Below are 16,896 nucleotides of genomic sequence, written 5' to 3'. Positions count from 1 at the left end.
ATTTAAGAATTAAAAAAACATAAAAACATGCTAAGATATGATTTTATTTTCAAGGAATTAAATGAGCAATAATATTAATATTTTAAAATATTTACTTTTTATAGAATACCTCACTCCCCAAAGCCTCAAAGATATAAAATTTTGTCATGATGCATTTGAAATTTCATGCATTGATGATTATATTAAAAATAATATTGAACAAATTTGCGACAAAAATAAAAAAAATTTTAGATGATCCTTTAAATAATTATTATATAGAAATCATCATACAAGGCGGAATATACACTAATAAAATTTTATTTGAAAAAATTATAGATAAATTTAATATTACTGAAAAATTAGAGGATTTTTATAATATTTTAAATGCAGAATATGCATCTTTTGTGCTGAAATTTAATGGAAAATTAAATTTTAAATATAAAAATGAAATTATCAAATTTAATGAATTTAATCTCAATGATCATAAAAATTTTATCCCTATAATCGATAATAACTTTACTTTTGATAAAAGAAATTTTTATTTATCTACTGCTCCTTGGATTGCAAATGATATTGAAAATATAAATTTACCCCATCATGTTTTTATCGATTTAAGTCAAAGCATTGCCAATGAATTATCTAGCTTAAAGGATATATCTATTAGTTATTTTTATAGTAAAGCTATAAAAATCATAAATGATAATTTTCCATTACTTGGAAATAAATTTAGAATATCAATGAATCTTACTAAAACTTTAAATGAAAATGTATTTTTAAATAGTTTTTATATACAAGATTTGGTAAATATTTTAGAAAATTACAAAGAAAATAAATTTCATACGATAGACAAATATCTAAGCAACCAACCTAAACAACGTATAGATATGGACAAAAATCAATTAGAAATTCTAGAAAATTATATTGATGAATTATCCCTTAGTTCTTTTGCAAGCAAATTTGCATTGATGTATTCTCAACAATTTGCAGTCAATAAAATACTTAAAATCCATAAAGATCATAATGATATTTATTCTATTAATGGGCCTCCAGGAACTGGAAAAACAACTCTTATAAAAGATGTCATAGCTGGTATTATCACTCAAAGAGCTATAGAACTTTCTAAACTAAACTATGATGAAATTATCAAAAATGAGGATGGTATTTATAAACTAAATGAAAAATTAAAAGGCTATGAAATTTTATTATGCTCTAGCAATAATAAAGCTATAGAAAATATAAGCAAAGAACTTCCAAAAAATGACGCTATAAATTGCAAATATATCGAAGATTTTGATTATTTTGGCACAATAGCTACAAGATTTTTAAACAAAAAAAATGAAACAGAAATTAAAGCTTGGGGCTTAATCTGTGGAGTACTAGGAAATGGTTCAAACAAATCTTCTTTTATATATAATATTTTAAAAGATTTTAACTCAAAAGAATGTAATTTTATCGGTCTTATAAATTATATTAAAAAAAATAAATTTACCGATAAAGATTTTAATCAAGCTAAAAATGATTTTAATCAAGCATTACATAAAGTTAATCTCTTGTTAAATCAAAATAAAAAATATAAACATAAAATTCAAAAAATAAAGAATTTCTATAAATTAAAAAATAAAGCAAATCTATTTAATAATATTATTTATTTATCTAAAATATTTTTGTATAAAGTCATAGGAAAAAATTATGAAAAAAATATGCAAAAAAATATTCTATCTCTTGAGAAAGAATTTTATTTAAATGATGAAACAAATAAAGAAAAATCTTCTTTTTTTATGATAGAAAACAATGAAAAAACAGAACTTTTTGAAGCGCGAAATAATTTATTTATAAAAGCATTAAATCTTCATAAGATAGCTATATTAAGCAATAATTCATATTTTGCTAAAAATTTAGAAATACTGAGCGATTTATTAGGAGGTACTGATTATAGAAATCTTTCAAAAAATAATATTGTAGAAATATGGAAAAGCTTGTTTTTTGTTATTCCCTCGATAAGCTCAACTTATGCTTCTTTTGGTTATTGTTTTAAAGATATAGGCTATAATGAATTTGGATATTTAATTAGCGATGAATCTGGACAAAGCACTATAACAAGTGCAATTGGTGCTATATATAGAACAAAAAAAGCTATTGTAATAGGAGATCCACTTCAGCTTGAACCAATAGTGAATATTCCTAATAACATTAATAATTTTTTTACCAAGTATTTTAATATAGATGAAAATTTTAATATTAAAAATACATCTTTGCAAAATAGATGCGATTTCTTACAATCATATGGAAAATATATTTATCAAAATAATCAAAAAATATGGCTTGGCTCTCCATTGCGCGTTCACAATCGCTGTGATAAAGAAATATTTGAATTATCTAATAAAATCGCTTATGATAATATGATGATATATGGAAAAAAAATCAAAAAAAATCTTGAATTACAAAATACTTGGTTTGATATCAAAGAAGAACAATGGGAAGGTAATTGCAACAAAAAAGAAATAGAATTCTTATATACACTTTTAGATGAAATAAATCAACATAATATGGACATTGGAATTATTACTCCATTTGTAGATATCAGACAAAATTTAACTGATATAACTGAAAAATATAAAAATTTAAAACATAGTAAAATCGGTACTATTCATACAATGCAAGGAAAAGAAGCAGATATAATCATACTTATTTTGGCAATAATGAAAATGCAAGAAAATGGGTATCATCTAAGGGTGGCAATAATGAAAATGCAAGAAAATGGGTATCATCTAAGCCAAATTTAATTAATGTCGCATTAACTAGAGCAAAAAATATTATTTTTATAATAGGAAACAAAGAAAACTACATCGAGCTTGATTATTTTAATCATTTAAAAAATATAAATACAATCACACCAAATTTATTTGATTAAATTTGAAATTAAATAATTTAGCAAAATGTTTTTTAAAATTTAACTAAAACCCCAAACTAAAATTTTTAATAATTCTTTAAAAATTTTAGTTAAAATGAGCACAATTAAAAGCCTAATCTCTATTAAAAAATAAAATGCTTTTTTATTTTTTAATACAAGCTTAAAACTTTGAAATAAAACTAACCAAATCAAAGCAAAAACCCATACGAATAAAAACTAAAAAGATAAATATTTTTCTAATTATAAAACTTTAAAAACCATAGTTACAACTCAATATAATAATATTTTTAAGAATAAAACTTTAAAAAGAACTATTAATTAAAAACATAAAATCAACTTTAACCTATAACAATAAAAACCTATATTATAAAACCAAAAACTTTTTATTGTTTAAAAAGTATAACCTTAACTAGACAACCGATCTTAAGAGCAACTACTATTAATCAACTAACTTTTAAACAAACTATAAAATAAATTCCAAAAAAACACTAAAACATTTCTCATAAATCATTGAATAAACTCAAACTCTAAACTAAAATCCTTTTAAATAAATTAAAGCCTAAATAAAAGATATGAAAAATAAAGTATAAATTCTTTTGTAAATAATATAATGGATAGACTTAATAATCTTATAGGACAAACTAGGGTTTAGGTTAAATTTTAAAAACTATTTTTTACAAACACCTATCTTATTAAATCATTAAATAAACTAAAATCCTAAACTAAAAACTCCTATATACAATCAATTCACAAACTAAAACAACAAAAGCTAAAACATACAAAGTATTCAAATAAAAAAATAAAAGGCTAATTTAACAAGATCCATAAAACTCATTTTAATAAGACTAACCCTAAAAAGCTTAACTATACAAGACTAACTTAACGATAACAACCAAGAAAAACAAAAACTAATCAAACATTAGCTAAAGAAACAAGATAAAGCTACACAAGCAAATACAAACCTTAAACTAAATTCTTTTATTAAATAACCAAATCAAAGATATAAAAAATAAAGATTAAACTAAATCAATCAAACATTAGTTAAAAACTATAATCTAAATTAAGACACAAATAAAAACCTTAAACCAATTAATAACTTAAAAAGTAAAATAAATCTATATAAATAACTAAGCAAACTAACATTAACTAAACTTATTATATTAAAAAGAATAAAAGATTAAATAAAGATTATAATTAAGAAGTAGAATAATAACAAGTCCGCAATGAGCTACTTTCCCCCTGCCAGTAAGGCGTAGTATCATCACCCACGATGTGCTTAGCTTCTTGGTTCGGGATGGAGCAAGGCGTTTCCACATCTGTATAATCACGGACATTGTTATTTAAATATTCTTATTAAAAATACTTAAAAAACAATGTTAAAAGCAAGTTAAAAACTTTACTCTTTCTTTTTAAGGTAAAAACCTTAACAAGGAAGTGATGCTTATTAAAAGATAAGCCAAACGCTCTTATTAGTACTGGTCAGCTAAAAGACTTTCATCCATTACACACCCAGCCTATCAAACTAGTAGTCTTCTAGAGAGCTTAGAGAAGATTCATCTTAGAGTTGGCTTCACGCTTAGATGCTTTCAGCGTTTATCCTTTCCAAACTTAGCTACGCTGCGATGCTCTTGGCAGAACAACAGCTACACCAGTGGTTTGTTCAACCCGGTCCTCTCGTACTAGGGTCAAATCTCTTCAATCTTCTTACGCCCACGGCAGATAGGGACCGAACTGTCTCACGACGTTCTGAACCCAGCTCGCGTACCGCTTTAAATGGCGAACAGCCATACCCTTGGGACCTGCTCCAGCCCCAGGATGCGATGAGCCGACATCGAGGTGCCAAACCTCCCCGTCGATGTGAGCTCTTGGGGGAGATCAGCCTGTTATCCCCGGGGTACCTTTTATCCTTTGAGCGATGGCCCTTCCACACAGAACCACCGGATCACTAAGACCGACTTTCGTCTCTGCTTGACTTGTATGTCTTGCAGTTAAGCTGGCTTATACCTTTATACTCTACAAACGATTTCCAACCGTTTTGAGCCAACCTTTGTAAGCCTCCGTTATTATTTGGGAGGCGACCGCCCCAGTCAAACTACCCACCAGACATTGTCCCACTTGAGGATAACTCAAGCTGGTTAGCTACCCAAATAAGAAAGAGTGGTATCTCAACAATGGCTCATATACAACTGGCGTCATATACTCAAAGCCTCCCACCTATCCTGCACATTCTTATCCAAATAGCAGTGTCAAGCTGTAGTAAAGGTCCACGGGGTCTTTCCGTCTTGCCGCGGGTAGGAGGAATTTTCACCTCCACTACAATTTCACTGGATCCCTCTTTGAGACAGCTCCCATCTCGTTACGCCATTCATGCAGGTCGGTATTTAACCGACAAGGAATTTCGCTACCTTAGGACCGTTATAGTTACGGCCGCCGTTTACTCGGGCTTCGATCAAGAGCTTCGCTAATGCTAACCCCATCAATTAACCTTCGAGCACCGGGCAGGCGTCACACCCTATACATCCTCTTACGAGTTAGCAGAGTGCTGTGTTTTTGGTAAACAGTCGGGAGGGACTCTTTGTTGTAAGTTTCTTCGCTTTCGGAGTAAATCCTAGTACGAAGCGAACCACACCTTATACCGAAGATACGGTGCTATTTTGCAGAGTTCCTTAAAGAGAGTTCTTCCACGCGCCTTAGAATACTCATCCCACCCACCTGTGTCGGTTTACGGTACGGGCAACATTAGCTAAACTTAGAAACTTTTCTTGGCTCGACGGCATCAGCAATTCTTCTATCCATCCGAAGACTTCAAAAAGCCTGTCAGTTCTCGGAGTATTCTTATACGGATTTGCCTGTATAAGCTCCTACAACCTTCGACTAGCACTTCCATCCGCTAGCTTGCTTAGCCCTAAGCGTCCTTCCATCGCACACTAATGTTGGTATTGGAATATTAACCAATTTGCCATCACCTACCCCTTTCGGACTCGGCTTAGGACCCGACTAACCCTACGATGACGAGCATCGCGTAGGAAACCTTGGGTTTACGGCGTTAATGATTCTCACATTAATTATCGCTACTCATGCCTGCATGCTCACTTCTATTCGCTCCAGCACTCCTTACCGGTATACCTTCGACGCAAATAGAACGCTCTCCTACCACTTGACAAAGTCAAGTCTACAGCTTCGGTACTTACTTTAGCCCCGTTATATTTTCCGCGCAAAATCACTAGACCAGTGAGCTATTACGCTTTCTTTAAAGGATGGCTGCTTCTAAGCCAACCTCCTGGTTGTTTAAGTAACTTCACATCGTTTTCCACTTAAGTAAGATTTAGGGACCTTAGCTGGTAGTCTGGGTTGTTTCCCTCTTGACGACGGATTTTATCACTCGCCGCCTGACTGCTGTGATTACATATAAGGTATTCGGAGTTTGATAGGGTTTGGTACATTGGTGTATGCCCTAGCCCATTCAGTGCTCTACCCCCTTATACTACGACACAACGCTATACCTAAATATATTTCGGAGAGAACCAGCTATCACGAAGTTTGATTGGCCTTTCACCCCTATCCACAAGTCATCCCGGGGCTTTTCAACGCCTATGGGTTCAGTCCTCCACTAGTTCTTACACTAGCTTCAACTTGCTCATGGATAGATCACTTCGTTTCGGGTCTGCAGCATCTGACTAAGCGCCCTATTCAGACTCGCTTTCGCTACGGCTTCGCGTGTGCTTAACCTTGCCAGACACCACAACTCGCAGGCTCATTATGCAAAAGGCAGTCCATCACCCTGGTTTGCACCATAGGGCTCTGAATGATTGTAAGCAAATGGTTTCAGGTTCTATTTCACTCTGATCACCTCAGTTCTTTTCACCTTTCCCTCACGGTACTTGTGCACTATCGATCTGGTATTAGTATTTAGGGTTGGATCGTGGTCGACCCAGCTTCAGACAAAATTCCACGTGTTTCGCCCTACTCAGGATACTGCTAGCTAAAGTTTGGTTTTCGCATACGGGACTATCACCCTCTATGGCTATACTTTCCAGAATGTTCTGCTAACCTCACTTATTGCACATTGCAGTCCTACAACCCCCAATGCAAGCATTGGGTTTGCCCTCTTACGCTTTCGCTCGCCGCTACTGACGTAATCTCTATTGATTTCTTTTCCTGAGGGTACTAAGATGTTTCAATTCCCCTCGTTCGCTCCTATATTAGGTAATGTATATCTCTATACACATTGGGTTGCCCCATTCGGAAATCTACGGATCAAAGCTTCTTGACAGCTCCCCGTAGCTTATCGCAGTCTAGTACGTCCTTCATCGCCTTTACCAGTCAAGGCATCCACCATTCGCTCTTAGTAGCTTACCTTTTTACCTTTTTTAGTTGATTCTAAAACGCATCACTTCCTTGTTAAAGTTTTTATAATAAGACTTCTTTAATATCTGTCTTAAGACGGAAAGCATTTAAACACTTATATTAAGCAACAATATAAGCTGTGAAGTTTAAAACTTATTCTTTAAAAAAGAAATAAAGAAAGAAAATTAAATATATTTTTTAATTTTTTATTTAAATATTTATTTATGATAAAAAATAATTAATAAAGCACTAAAAACATTAATTTTAAATTCTTTTTAGTTTTTTAAAGAAAAAGACAGTGAAGTTTTATTCTTTAACAAGTTCAGTAAAATTGTTTTTAAAACTTGCTTGTGACTCTTAACATTGGTAAGTAAAAGAACATTTAGGTTTAAAACCTAAAATAAACATATAAAATATTATTTTAGTTTTTAAATCAATTTATATACTTATTTTAGGTTTTAATTTCAAATCTTAATTTAATGGTGGGCCTAACAAGACTTGAACTTGTGACCTCACCCTTATCAGGGGTGCACTCTAACCAGCTGAGCTATAGGCCCTTATCATGGTGGAGAATAGCGGGATCGAACCGCTGACCTCCTGCGTGCAAAGCAGGCGCTCTCCCAGCTGAGCTAATTCCCCATAAATTAGCTTTTCATCAATCTTTGAAATCTAAACAAGGACGATTGAGTTTATATGAAGTAATAGTTGTGAGACTTATTACTTTGTACTCTAGAAAGGAGGTGATCCAACCGCAGGTTCTCCTACGGTTACCTTGTTACGACTTCACCCCAGTCGCTGATTCCACTGTGGACGGTAACTAGTTTAGTATTCCGGCTTCGAGTGAAATCAACTCCCATGGTGTGACGGGCGGTGAGTACAAGACCCGGGAACGTATTCACCGTAGCATGGCTGATCTACGATTACTAGCGATTCCGGCTTCATGCTCTCGAGTTGCAGAGAACAATCCGAACTGGGACATATTTTATAGATTTGCTCCACCTCGCGGTATTGCGTCTCATTGTATATGCCATTGTAGCACGTGTGTCGCCCTGGACATAAGGGCCATGATGACTTGACGTCGTCCACACCTTCCTCCTCCTTACGAAGGCAGTCTATTTAGAGTGCTCACCCGAAGTGTTAGCAACTAAATACGTGGGTTGCGCTCGTTGCGGGACTTAACCAACATCTCACGACACGAGCTGACGACAGCCGTGCAGCACCTGTCTCTAAGTTCTAGCAAGCTAGCACCCTCATATCTCTATAAGGTTCTTAGGATATCAAGCCCAGGTAAGGTTCTTCGCGTATCTTCGAATTAAACCACATGCTCCACCGCTTGTGCGGGTCCCCGTCTATTCCTTTGAGTTTTAATCTTGCGACCGTACTCCCCAGGCGGTACACTTAATGCGTTAGCTGCATTACTGAGATGACTAGCACCCCAACAACTAGTGTACATCGTTTAGGGCGTGGACTACCAGGGTATCTAATCCTGTTTGCTCCCCACGCTTTCGCGCCTTAGCGTCAGTTAAGTTCCAGCAGATCGCCTTCGCAATGGGTATTCTTGGTGATATCTACGGATTTTACCCCTACACCACCAATTCCATCTGCCTCTCCCTCACTCTAGATTACCAGTTTCCCAAGCAGTTTAATGGTTAAGCCATTAGATTTCACAAGAGACTTGATAATCCGCCTACGCGCCCTTTACGCCCAGTGATTCCGAGTAACGCTTGCACCCTCCGTATTACCGCGGCTGCTGGCACGGAGTTAGCCGGTGCTTATTCCTTAGGTACCGTCAGAATTCTTCCCTAAGAAAAGGAGTTTACGCTCCGAAAAGTGTCATCCTCCACGCGGCGTTGCTGCGTCAGGGTTTCCCCCATTGCGCAATATTCCCTACTGCTGCCTCCCGTAGGAGTCTGGACCGTGTCTCAGTTCCAGTGTGACTGATCATCCTCTCAGACCAGTTAAGCGTCATAGCCTTGGTAAGCCATTACCTTACCAACTAGCTGATACTATATAGTCTCATCCTACACCGAAAAACTTTCCTATTCAACTTATGTTAAGTAGGAGTATGGGGTATTAGCAGTCGTTTCCAACTGTTGTCCCCCAGTGTAGGGCAGATTAACTATACCTTACTCACCCGTGCGCCACTAATCCACTTCTAGCAAGCTAAAAGCTTCATCGTTCGACTTGCATGTATTAGGCACGCCGCCAGCGTTCACTCTGAGCCAGGATCAAACTCTCCATAAAAATTATAGAAAAGTTTAATCTTTTTCTTCAAAGAAAAAGTATTTAATATATTTTAGATTAATAAAGAAAACTTTATTAACCCTAATAATTAATATAAATTTTGATTTATTATTGATTATAAAATAATAAATCTATTAATCTGGCTCAATCGATCACTTATTTAGATTTCAAAGATTGACTATAAGATTTGAATAACAATATTAAATTAAAAGAACAAAAACAAAAAATCTTTTTAAATCATTAAAAAATAAAATACTTTTTAATTTTTTAAATTAAAACATTTATAATGATTATATGAGAAGTTTTATTTTTAATAATAACTTTAAAATAAAAAATATTTTAATAATTATAAATTAAAGCAAAGCTTTAATTAAAAATTAAAACTATAATTTATTCTAAAATATTTATGAAACTTCTTTTAAGATTTTAAGCCCTTCTAAAAAAGGAAATGAAAGTATAACTAATTAAGCTTAAAGGGGGTTTAAAGTGTTAATAAGTTTGGAAGAAATTTTGAATTGTTTTAAGATCTTTAGTTTTAGTTAATGCCAACATAAGCAAAATTCTAGCTTTTTGAGGATTTAAATCTTGAGCACAAATAAAACCCAAATTTTCATCTTCCTTGCTTAAAATAACTTCTCCTGTTTGTATGCGTGAACTGATTACAACAATAAGATTTTTTTTCATAAGCTCTTTTAAGATATTTTTTTGGTTTTTATGTATATTCCCTGATCCACTTCCTGCAATTACTAAAGCTTGGCTTCCATTTTCGAACAAAGCTTTTGCTGCAATACCATTTCCATCATTAGAATAAGTATAAAGTATATCTACCTTAGGTAAATCTTCAAGATAATCAATATCAAATGGTGTATTTTTAGTATGCAATTTTTCAATTGTATTGTAAAAATATACCTTTCCATCTAAAATATATCCTAAATCTCCAAAATCTGGAGAAGAAAAAGCATCCAAATTTAAAGTATGGGTTTTCACTGCTGCTCTAGCGCTTAGAATTCGATCATTCATAACAATCATAACACCTTTGCTTTTAGATTTTACATTAATAGCTAAAGCTACAGCATTATAAAGATTCTTTGATCCATCTGCACTCATGGCCGTAGAAGGACGCATAGCACCAGTTAAGATTACTGGTTTATCGCTTTTAATTGTCAAATGTAAAAAATATGCACTCTCTTCCATGGTATCCGTTCCATGAGTTATAACAACAGCATCTATTTCATCTTTAGCTAAAAGCTTATTTATTTTTTTAGCAAGTTTTAACTGAATTTCATTAGACATATCAGAGCTATCTATATTAGATACTTGATAACCTACAATTGATGCAATTTCTTTAACTTGCGGCACAGCATTAAGTAAAACTTCTATATCTAGAGCTCCTGCTTTATATCCTGTTGTACTAATAGCATCATTTATAACTCCTGCTATGGTTCCACCTGTTGCTAAAATCGCGATTCTTGGTTTCATTGATCAATCCTACGTATTTTTTCTTCAGTCAAAATTTCTTTAATGATAAATTGAGGAGTTAAAAGCCCTCTAAATTCATTTTTTGAAATACTTCCTAATATGTTAATATTTTCATTAATATTTGGCTCTTTATCGAAATTAAAAAACAAAGCTTCAACAATTTTATTTTTTTTAGATAAAACTAATTTCAAATGTTTTTCATTTTTTCCTAGAATTTTTTTATTTTTTACTTTCACATTTTCTAAAATAAAAAAGGGGCGAGGATTTTTATGTCCAAAAGGTTCAAAAGCTTCTAAAATTTCCAACATTTCAAAATCAATTTCATTTGGATCTAAAATCCCTAAAATTTCATCAGTATCTAAAAATTCATTATCAGGAATTTTTGCACATTCTTCTTGAATAAGAATTTTAAATTTTTCAAAATTTTCAGCACTTAAACTCATACCTGCAGCACCTTTATGCCCCCCATAATTACTTAATAGAGAATTAGCCTTAGAAATTAAAGATAAAATATCAATCTTCCCAACACTCCTAGCACTTCCTTTTAAATAATCATCATTTTGAGAAAATACAAAAGCTGGTTTATTAAAATGCTTAGATAAACGACTAGCTACTATACCTAAAACCCCTTCATGCCAGTTTATCCCAGAAACCATAATACAGGAATCTTGGTCATTAATTTGACTTAAACTTTCTTCAAAAAGTTGTTTTTCTTCATCTTTTCTATTTTCATTAAAATTAACAATTTGCTCTAAATACTCTAAAGCTTTATCTAAATCTTTTGTATGTAAAAATTCATAAGAAATGCTAGCATCGTCCATTCTTCCAGCACTATTAATAAGTGGAGCGATCAAAAAACCTATACTATCTAAAGAAAATTTATCCTTTTGATAATAATTTTTAATAGCCTTAAAAGCTGCTCTTTTTGATTTGTTAATATAATCAATTCCTCTTCTTACTAGAGCACGATTTAAATCTCTAAGTTCCATCATATCAGCAATAATAGCAATAGCTAATAATTCTAAAAATCGACTCATATCGTATTTTAATTTACAAACCTCTTTTAAAGCAGCAATTAAATACCATGCCACTTGTGCTCCACAAATTTCAATATCTGGAAATTCGCAATCTTTTTGCTTAGGATTAATTATTGCAAAAGCATCAGGCAAAATATCTTGAGGCATATGATGATCAGTAATGATTAAATCAATTTTTCTTTCTTTGCAGAGTTTGGCAGCCTCAAGTGCTGCTATACCATTATCTACAGTAATGATTAAATTCACATTTAATTCATTAATAATTTCAGAATTTAATCCATAACCATCTTTAAAGCGATTTGGAATTCTAACTATATAATCAAAACCTATATCATCAAAAAATTCTGCCATTATCACACATGATACTATACCATCGACATCATAATCGCCCACAATAGCAATTTTTTCATTTTTTTCTATCGCAACTTTTATACGCTCTGCTGCTTTATAGATATCTTTTAAACAACATGGCAAGGGCAAATCACAAAGTTTAGTATGAAGGTCTTTTTCAAAACGTGAAGCTAAAATTTTTTTAACTTCACTTTTATCAATCTTTTTCATAATTAATCGCTGCCTCAATAAATCCAAAAATTACTGGATTTGCATGCTCTAATCTTGAAGTAAATTCAGGATGAAACTGCACGGCTAGAAAAAATGGATGAGAATTTAATTCTATAGCTTCAATAAGTCCTTGACTTTCCCCACTTACAATAAGGCCATTATTTTCAAATTCTTTACGGTATTTTGGATTAGCTTCATAACGATGACGATGACGCTCTTTTATACTTTTTGCATTCTTATAAACTCTTGCTAAAATCGTTTTAGGCTTAATTTCACATTCATAAGCGCCCAAACGCATCGTTCCGCCTAAAGGTGTTTTCGCTGTTCTAATTTGTTTTTTTCCACTAAAATCAATAAATTCATCAATTAAATAAATGATAGGATTTTCACATTTTTCATCAAATTCGTTTGAATTGGCATCTTTTAATTTTAAAACATTTCTAGCAAATTCCACTAAAGCTAGTTGCATACCTAAACAAATTCCTAAAAAAGGAATTTTATTTTCTCTTGCATAACTAATTGCTTTTATTTTTCCCTCTACACCACGGCATCCAAAACCACCTGCAACTAAAATTCCACTCACATCTTTAAACACCTCAGATGATTCTAAATTTTCAAGCTTTTCGCTATCAATCCATTTAAGATCTACTCTAGTATCAAGTGCTGCACCCGCATGTATAATTGCTTCAGTAAGACTTTTATAACTTTCTTTTAAATCAACGTATTTTCCTACAAATGCAATTTTAACTTCATTGCTTGGTGCAATCACTCTTTTTACTAAACTATTCCAATTTTGCATATCAGGTTTTAAAATTTTAAGATTTAATATATTTGCAATTGGATTTAATATATCTTGTTTTAAAAAATTAAGCGGAATTTGATAAATACTTGCCGCATCTATACTTTCTATAACGCAATTTTTTTCCACTCCGCAAGAAATAGCAATTTTATCTTTTAAATCTCTATCTAAAGATTTTTCACTACGACAAATAATCATATCAGGACTAATCCCTATGCGTCTTAATTCCCCTACGCTATGTTGAGTAGGCTTAGTTTTTAATTCCCCTGCTGCTTTTATAAAAGGTACTAGAGTAAGATGAATATTCATGGCATTATTTTTACCCACCTCTAAACGCAAAGCACGAATAGCCTCTAAAAAGGGAAGTCCTTCTATATCACCAACCGTTCCTCCAATTTCTACAATTAAAATATCTTTTCCTTCGCCGGCTTTTTGAATGCGATCTTTAATCTCACCTACAATATGAGGGATAACTTGAATTGTTTTTCCAAGATATTCTCCACGCCTTTCTTTTTCAATAACGCTTTGATAAACGCGTCCTGTTGTAAAATTATTATCTTGAGATAAACTTTCATCTAAAAAACGCTCATAATGACCCAAATCTAAATCCGTTTCGGCTCCATCATCAGTTACAAAAACTTCTCCATGCTCAAAAGGACTCATAGTTCCAGGGTCAACATTAATATAAGGATCTGCTTTAAGTATGCTTACTTTCAAACCCGAATTTTTTAAAAGCGTTGCGATGGAAGCTGCAGCAATTCCTTTTCCTAAAGAACTTAAAACGCCACCAGTTACAAAGATATATTTTGTTTGTTTTTTCATTGCTTGTATCAACCTTATTTTTTAATTTAATTATAACTTGATAAAACTTTTTATTTCATTAGAATTTTAAGTAAAAAATGTAAGAATTATAAAAAATAAAATTTCACTTTTCAAGGAAAAATTATGAAAATTACCTTGCTTTTCCATACTCCACTTTCTGTATGCTCTCATGCGACAAGAACTTGTTGGCAAAGTTTTGAAAAAGGTGATTGTGGTGGCGAAAAAGATAAAGAACTTATTGATCGAGTTGGCAATAAATTTAAGCATGCTTCAACTTTAGAACATTTAAATTATACTTTTTATATCCAAGGGATTTCAAGAGCTTGCTTACAAGAAGTTGCACGTCATCGTCATACTAGCCCTAGTGTAAAAAGCACAAGATATACTTTAAAAGAGCTTCGCAATGAAAATGAATTTAAAGTTGGAGATTTTGAAAATGCTAGTCGATATTTGGTACTTTGTGAAAATGAAGAAGTGGATAACGCTAGCATTAAAGCTTTGGAAAATTTAAGACTAATTTTACAAAAAAGTATTAGTCTAGATATAGCTAAATACTGCTTACCAGAAAGCTATAAAACCGAGCTAACTTTAACTATAAACGCTAGGAGTTTGCAAAATTTCATTTCACTTCGCAGCTCAAAATCCGCTCTTTGGGAGATTAGAAATTTAGCTAATGCCTTATTTGAGGCTTTGCCAGAAGAACATAAATTTATCTTCGAACACTGTTTAAATAAAAATACAGAGTAACCTTAAATTAAAAATATTTTTATGATTTAATTCAATAAATTTATAAGAATTTCTTTAATTTTTGTTACTTTTTAACCCAAATTATCATTATAGTTTGATATTAATATTTATTATATAAAAATTTTTATTAATAAATAAAATATTTCTATATAATAAAATTGGGTAATTTTATATTTATAAATTAATTAATAAAGGAGTATTAAAATGAGTATAAAAATTAAAATGTCTTTAATAGCTAACCTTATAACTATTTTTTGTTTAGTTGCTTTAGGTATAGTTACTTTTATCTTTGTTAGAGAAGCTTTGTTGGCACAAATTGTTTCAATACAAACTAATTATGTTAAAACTGCAAAAAGTTCTATGGCAAATTATAATGAAACTAAATTATCTGTTCTTAAAGAACTTTCTAAAAGTTTAATAAATTATCTTCTAGTAGTTTTGCTGACGAAAAATCAATCTTAGAGAGTGCTGGTATAATTTTTCAAAATTATAGAAAAGGAGGTGATTTATTAGCGGCTTATATTGGATTAGCAAATGGTGAATATATTGGAAGTGATCTAAGAAGCGATAAAAAAAATGTCAATGCTATAATTTATGGTAAAGATAATGGATATGATGCAAGAACTAGGGATTGGTTTAAGAATGCAAAAGATAAAAATGATTTATATGAATCCCCTGCTTATATAGATGCAGCATCCAATCTTCCATGCTTTACTTATTCTATGCCTTTTTATAAAGATGGTAAATTTATAGGCGTATTAGCAATTGATGTTTCAAATGCTAATTTACAAAAACAATTTGATAAATTATCAGGAGATGTATTTGTATATGATAAAGGAAATTATGTTTTCGCTTCTTCAAATAAAGCATTTTTAGGACAAAATTCCAATATTTTAAATATTGAAAAGAAATTTGAAAACATGGGTGAATACAAATCTTTTTCCTATACAAGAGTTCAAGGGGGTGATAGACTAGCGATGTGTTCTAAATTTAATAATTATACAATCTGCTCATCCGAATCAGAAGAAGAAGTTCAAAAATATGTTTCCAAAATAGCTTATATGCAAATTATTATAGTAATTGTAGTAATTATTATTAGTGTGATATTAATCTACACACTTATTGCCAAACTTCTCTCCCCACTCACCATCATCCAAAACGGTCTTAATGCCTTCTTTGATTTTATCAATCATAAAACAAAGAATGTCTCTACTATTAATATAAAAACTAATGATGAGTTTGGTCAAATCTCAAAAGCCATTAATGAAAACATCCTTATTACTAAACAAGGTTTAGAACAAGATAATCAAGCTGTAAAAGAATCAGTCTCTACAGTTCAAGTTGTAGAAAAAGGAGATTTAACAGCAAGAATTACTGCAAATCCAAGAAATCCTCAACTTGTAGAACTTAAAAATGTTTTAAATAAACTCTTAGATGTCTTACAAGAAAAAGTAGGTTCTGATATGAATGCTATTCATAAAATCTTTGAAGAATATAAGAGCTTAGATTTTAGAAATAAATTAGAAAATGCTAGAGGTAGATGTTGAAGTTACTACTAATGCTTTAGGTGAAGAAATCATTAAAATGTTAAAACAAAGTTCTGATTTTGCTAATCACTTAGCAAGTGAAAGTTCTAAATTACAAAATGCTGTTCAAAACCTAACTAGCTCTTCTAATTCTCAAGCAGCTTCTTTAGAAGAAACTGCTGCTGCTTTAGAAGAAATTACTTCTTCTATGCAAAATGTTTCTGTTAAAACCTCTGATGTAATCACTCAATCAGAAGAGATTAAAAATGTTACAGGTATTATTGGAGATATTGCAGATCAAATCAATCTTTTAGCATTAAATGCTGCTATAGAAGCAGCGCGTGCAGGAGAACATGGACGAGGCTTTGCCGTTGTGGCTGATGAAGTTAGAAAACTAGCAGAAAGAACTCAAAAATCATTGAGTGAAATAGAAGCTAATACTAA

The 16,896-nt window shown here is 31.9% G+C and carries 8 protein-coding genes, 2 tRNA genes, 3 rRNA genes and 1 pseudogene; 6 read left to right on the top strand and 8 right to left on the bottom strand.

The genetic code is table 11. The features are described 5' to 3' along the window. Positions 1–61: 61 nt before the first annotated feature. Both ACD570_RS01570 and ACD570_RS01565 read left to right on the top strand, forming a co-directional pair. Positions 62–235, top strand: a complete 174-nt coding sequence (locus tag ACD570_RS01570; protein WP_337210410.1) for a hypothetical protein — start codon at positions 62–64, stop codon at positions 233–235. Further along, a complete protein-coding gene (locus ACD570_RS01565) occupies positions 195–2,762 on the top strand; it encodes an AAA domain-containing protein (RefSeq protein ID WP_417904331.1) in 2,568 nt (855 codons plus the stop codon). The genes ACD570_RS01570 and ACD570_RS01565 overlap by 41 nt, the downstream gene beginning before the upstream one ends. A 1,343-nt stretch (positions 2,763–4,105) precedes the next feature. On the opposite strand, the gene rrf is transcribed toward ACD570_RS01565, so the two are convergent. From rrf to ACD570_RS01525, 8 genes are all read right to left on the bottom strand, one after another. Beyond that, positions 4,106–4,222, bottom strand: a 5S ribosomal RNA gene (gene rrf, locus ACD570_RS01560). Positions 4,223–4,337: 115 nt separating this feature from the next. Then, positions 4,338–7,249: ribosomal RNA gene (locus ACD570_RS01555) — 23S ribosomal RNA — on the bottom strand. 468 nt (positions 7,250–7,717) lie between these two features. Beyond that, positions 7,718–7,794, bottom strand: a tRNA-Ile gene (locus tag ACD570_RS01550). A gap of 6 nt (positions 7,795–7,800) precedes the next feature. Beyond that, positions 7,801–7,876, bottom strand: a tRNA-Ala gene (locus tag ACD570_RS01545). A gap of 94 nt (positions 7,877–7,970) precedes the next feature. Further along, positions 7,971–9,481 (bottom strand): 16S ribosomal RNA (locus ACD570_RS01540). The 16S, 23S and 5S rRNA genes sit together here with 2 tRNA genes alongside, the layout of an rRNA operon. A 489-nt stretch (positions 9,482–9,970) precedes the next feature. Further along, a complete protein-coding gene (locus ACD570_RS01535; RefSeq protein WP_417903767.1) occupies positions 9,971–10,960 on the bottom strand; it encodes a type II asparaginase in 990 nt (329 codons plus the stop codon). Then, on the bottom strand, positions 10,957–12,558 hold the full coding sequence (gene recJ, locus ACD570_RS01530; protein WP_337202549.1) for a single-stranded-DNA-specific exonuclease RecJ: 1,602 nt from the start codon (positions 12,556–12,558) through the stop codon (positions 10,957–10,959). The genes ACD570_RS01535 and recJ overlap by 4 nt, the downstream gene beginning before the upstream one ends. Continuing rightward, the gene (locus ACD570_RS01525) at positions 12,545–14,179 is read right to left on the bottom strand and encodes a CTP synthase (RefSeq protein WP_337202548.1); all 1,635 of its coding nucleotides are present in this window, start codon (positions 14,177–14,179) and stop codon (positions 12,545–12,547) included. Before ACD570_RS01525 ends, recJ begins: the two co-directional genes overlap by 14 nt. Positions 14,180–14,302: 123 nt before the next feature. Here ACD570_RS01525 and thyX point away from each other — a divergent pair, with 123 nt between their 5' ends. From thyX to ACD570_RS01505, 4 genes and pseudogenes are all read left to right on the top strand, one after another. Next, the gene (gene thyX / locus ACD570_RS01520; protein ID WP_337198955.1) at positions 14,303–14,926 is read left to right on the top strand and encodes an FAD-dependent thymidylate synthase; all 624 of its coding nucleotides are present in this window, start codon (positions 14,303–14,305) and stop codon (positions 14,924–14,926) included. A 204-nt stretch (positions 14,927–15,130) separates the two neighbouring features. Continuing rightward, positions 15,131–15,388, top strand: coding sequence for a hypothetical protein (locus ACD570_RS01515; RefSeq protein ID WP_417904330.1), 258 nt, complete (start codon positions 15,131–15,133; stop codon positions 15,386–15,388). Beyond that, on the top strand, positions 15,382–16,473 hold the full coding sequence (locus tag ACD570_RS01510; RefSeq protein ID WP_417904450.1) for a cache domain-containing protein: 1,092 nt from the start codon (positions 15,382–15,384) through the stop codon (positions 16,471–16,473). Before ACD570_RS01515 ends, ACD570_RS01510 begins: the two co-directional genes overlap by 7 nt. Then, positions 16,454–16,886: pseudogene (locus tag ACD570_RS01505) on the top strand (methyl-accepting chemotaxis protein); the annotation flags it as partial. The gene ACD570_RS01510 and the pseudogene ACD570_RS01505, both read left to right, overlap by 20 nt. Positions 16,887–16,896: the final 10 nt, after the last annotated feature.

This window comes from Campylobacter sp. LH-2024, from assembly GCF_048270605.1.
In the GTDB taxonomy this organism is placed as follows: domain Bacteria; phylum Campylobacterota; class Campylobacteria; order Campylobacterales; family Campylobacteraceae; genus Campylobacter_D; species Campylobacter_D molothri.
This window is presented reverse-complemented; position numbering and strand designations above follow the sequence as displayed.

Bases quoted from the DNA above. Each gene is read 5' to 3' on its own strand.
- ACD570_RS01570 (WP_337210410.1), top strand. From the start codon at position 62: ATGAGCAATAATATTAATATTTTAAAATATTTACTTTTTATAGAATAC.
- ACD570_RS01535 (WP_417903767.1), bottom strand. From the start codon at position 10,960: ATGAAACCAAGAATCGCGATTTTAGCAACAGGTGGAACCATAGCAGGA.
- recJ (WP_337202549.1), bottom strand. From the start codon at position 12,558: ATGAAAAAGATTGATAAAAGTGAAGTTAAAAAAATTTTAGCTTCACGT.
- ACD570_RS01525 (WP_337202548.1), bottom strand. From the start codon at position 14,179: ATGAAAAAACAAACAAAATATATCTTTGTAACTGGTGGCGTTTTAAGT.
- thyX (WP_337198955.1), top strand. From the start codon at position 14,303: ATGAAAATTACCTTGCTTTTCCATACTCCACTTTCTGTATGCTCTCAT.
- ACD570_RS01515 (WP_417904330.1), top strand. From the start codon at position 15,131: ATGAGTATAAAAATTAAAATGTCTTTAATAGCTAACCTTATAACTATT.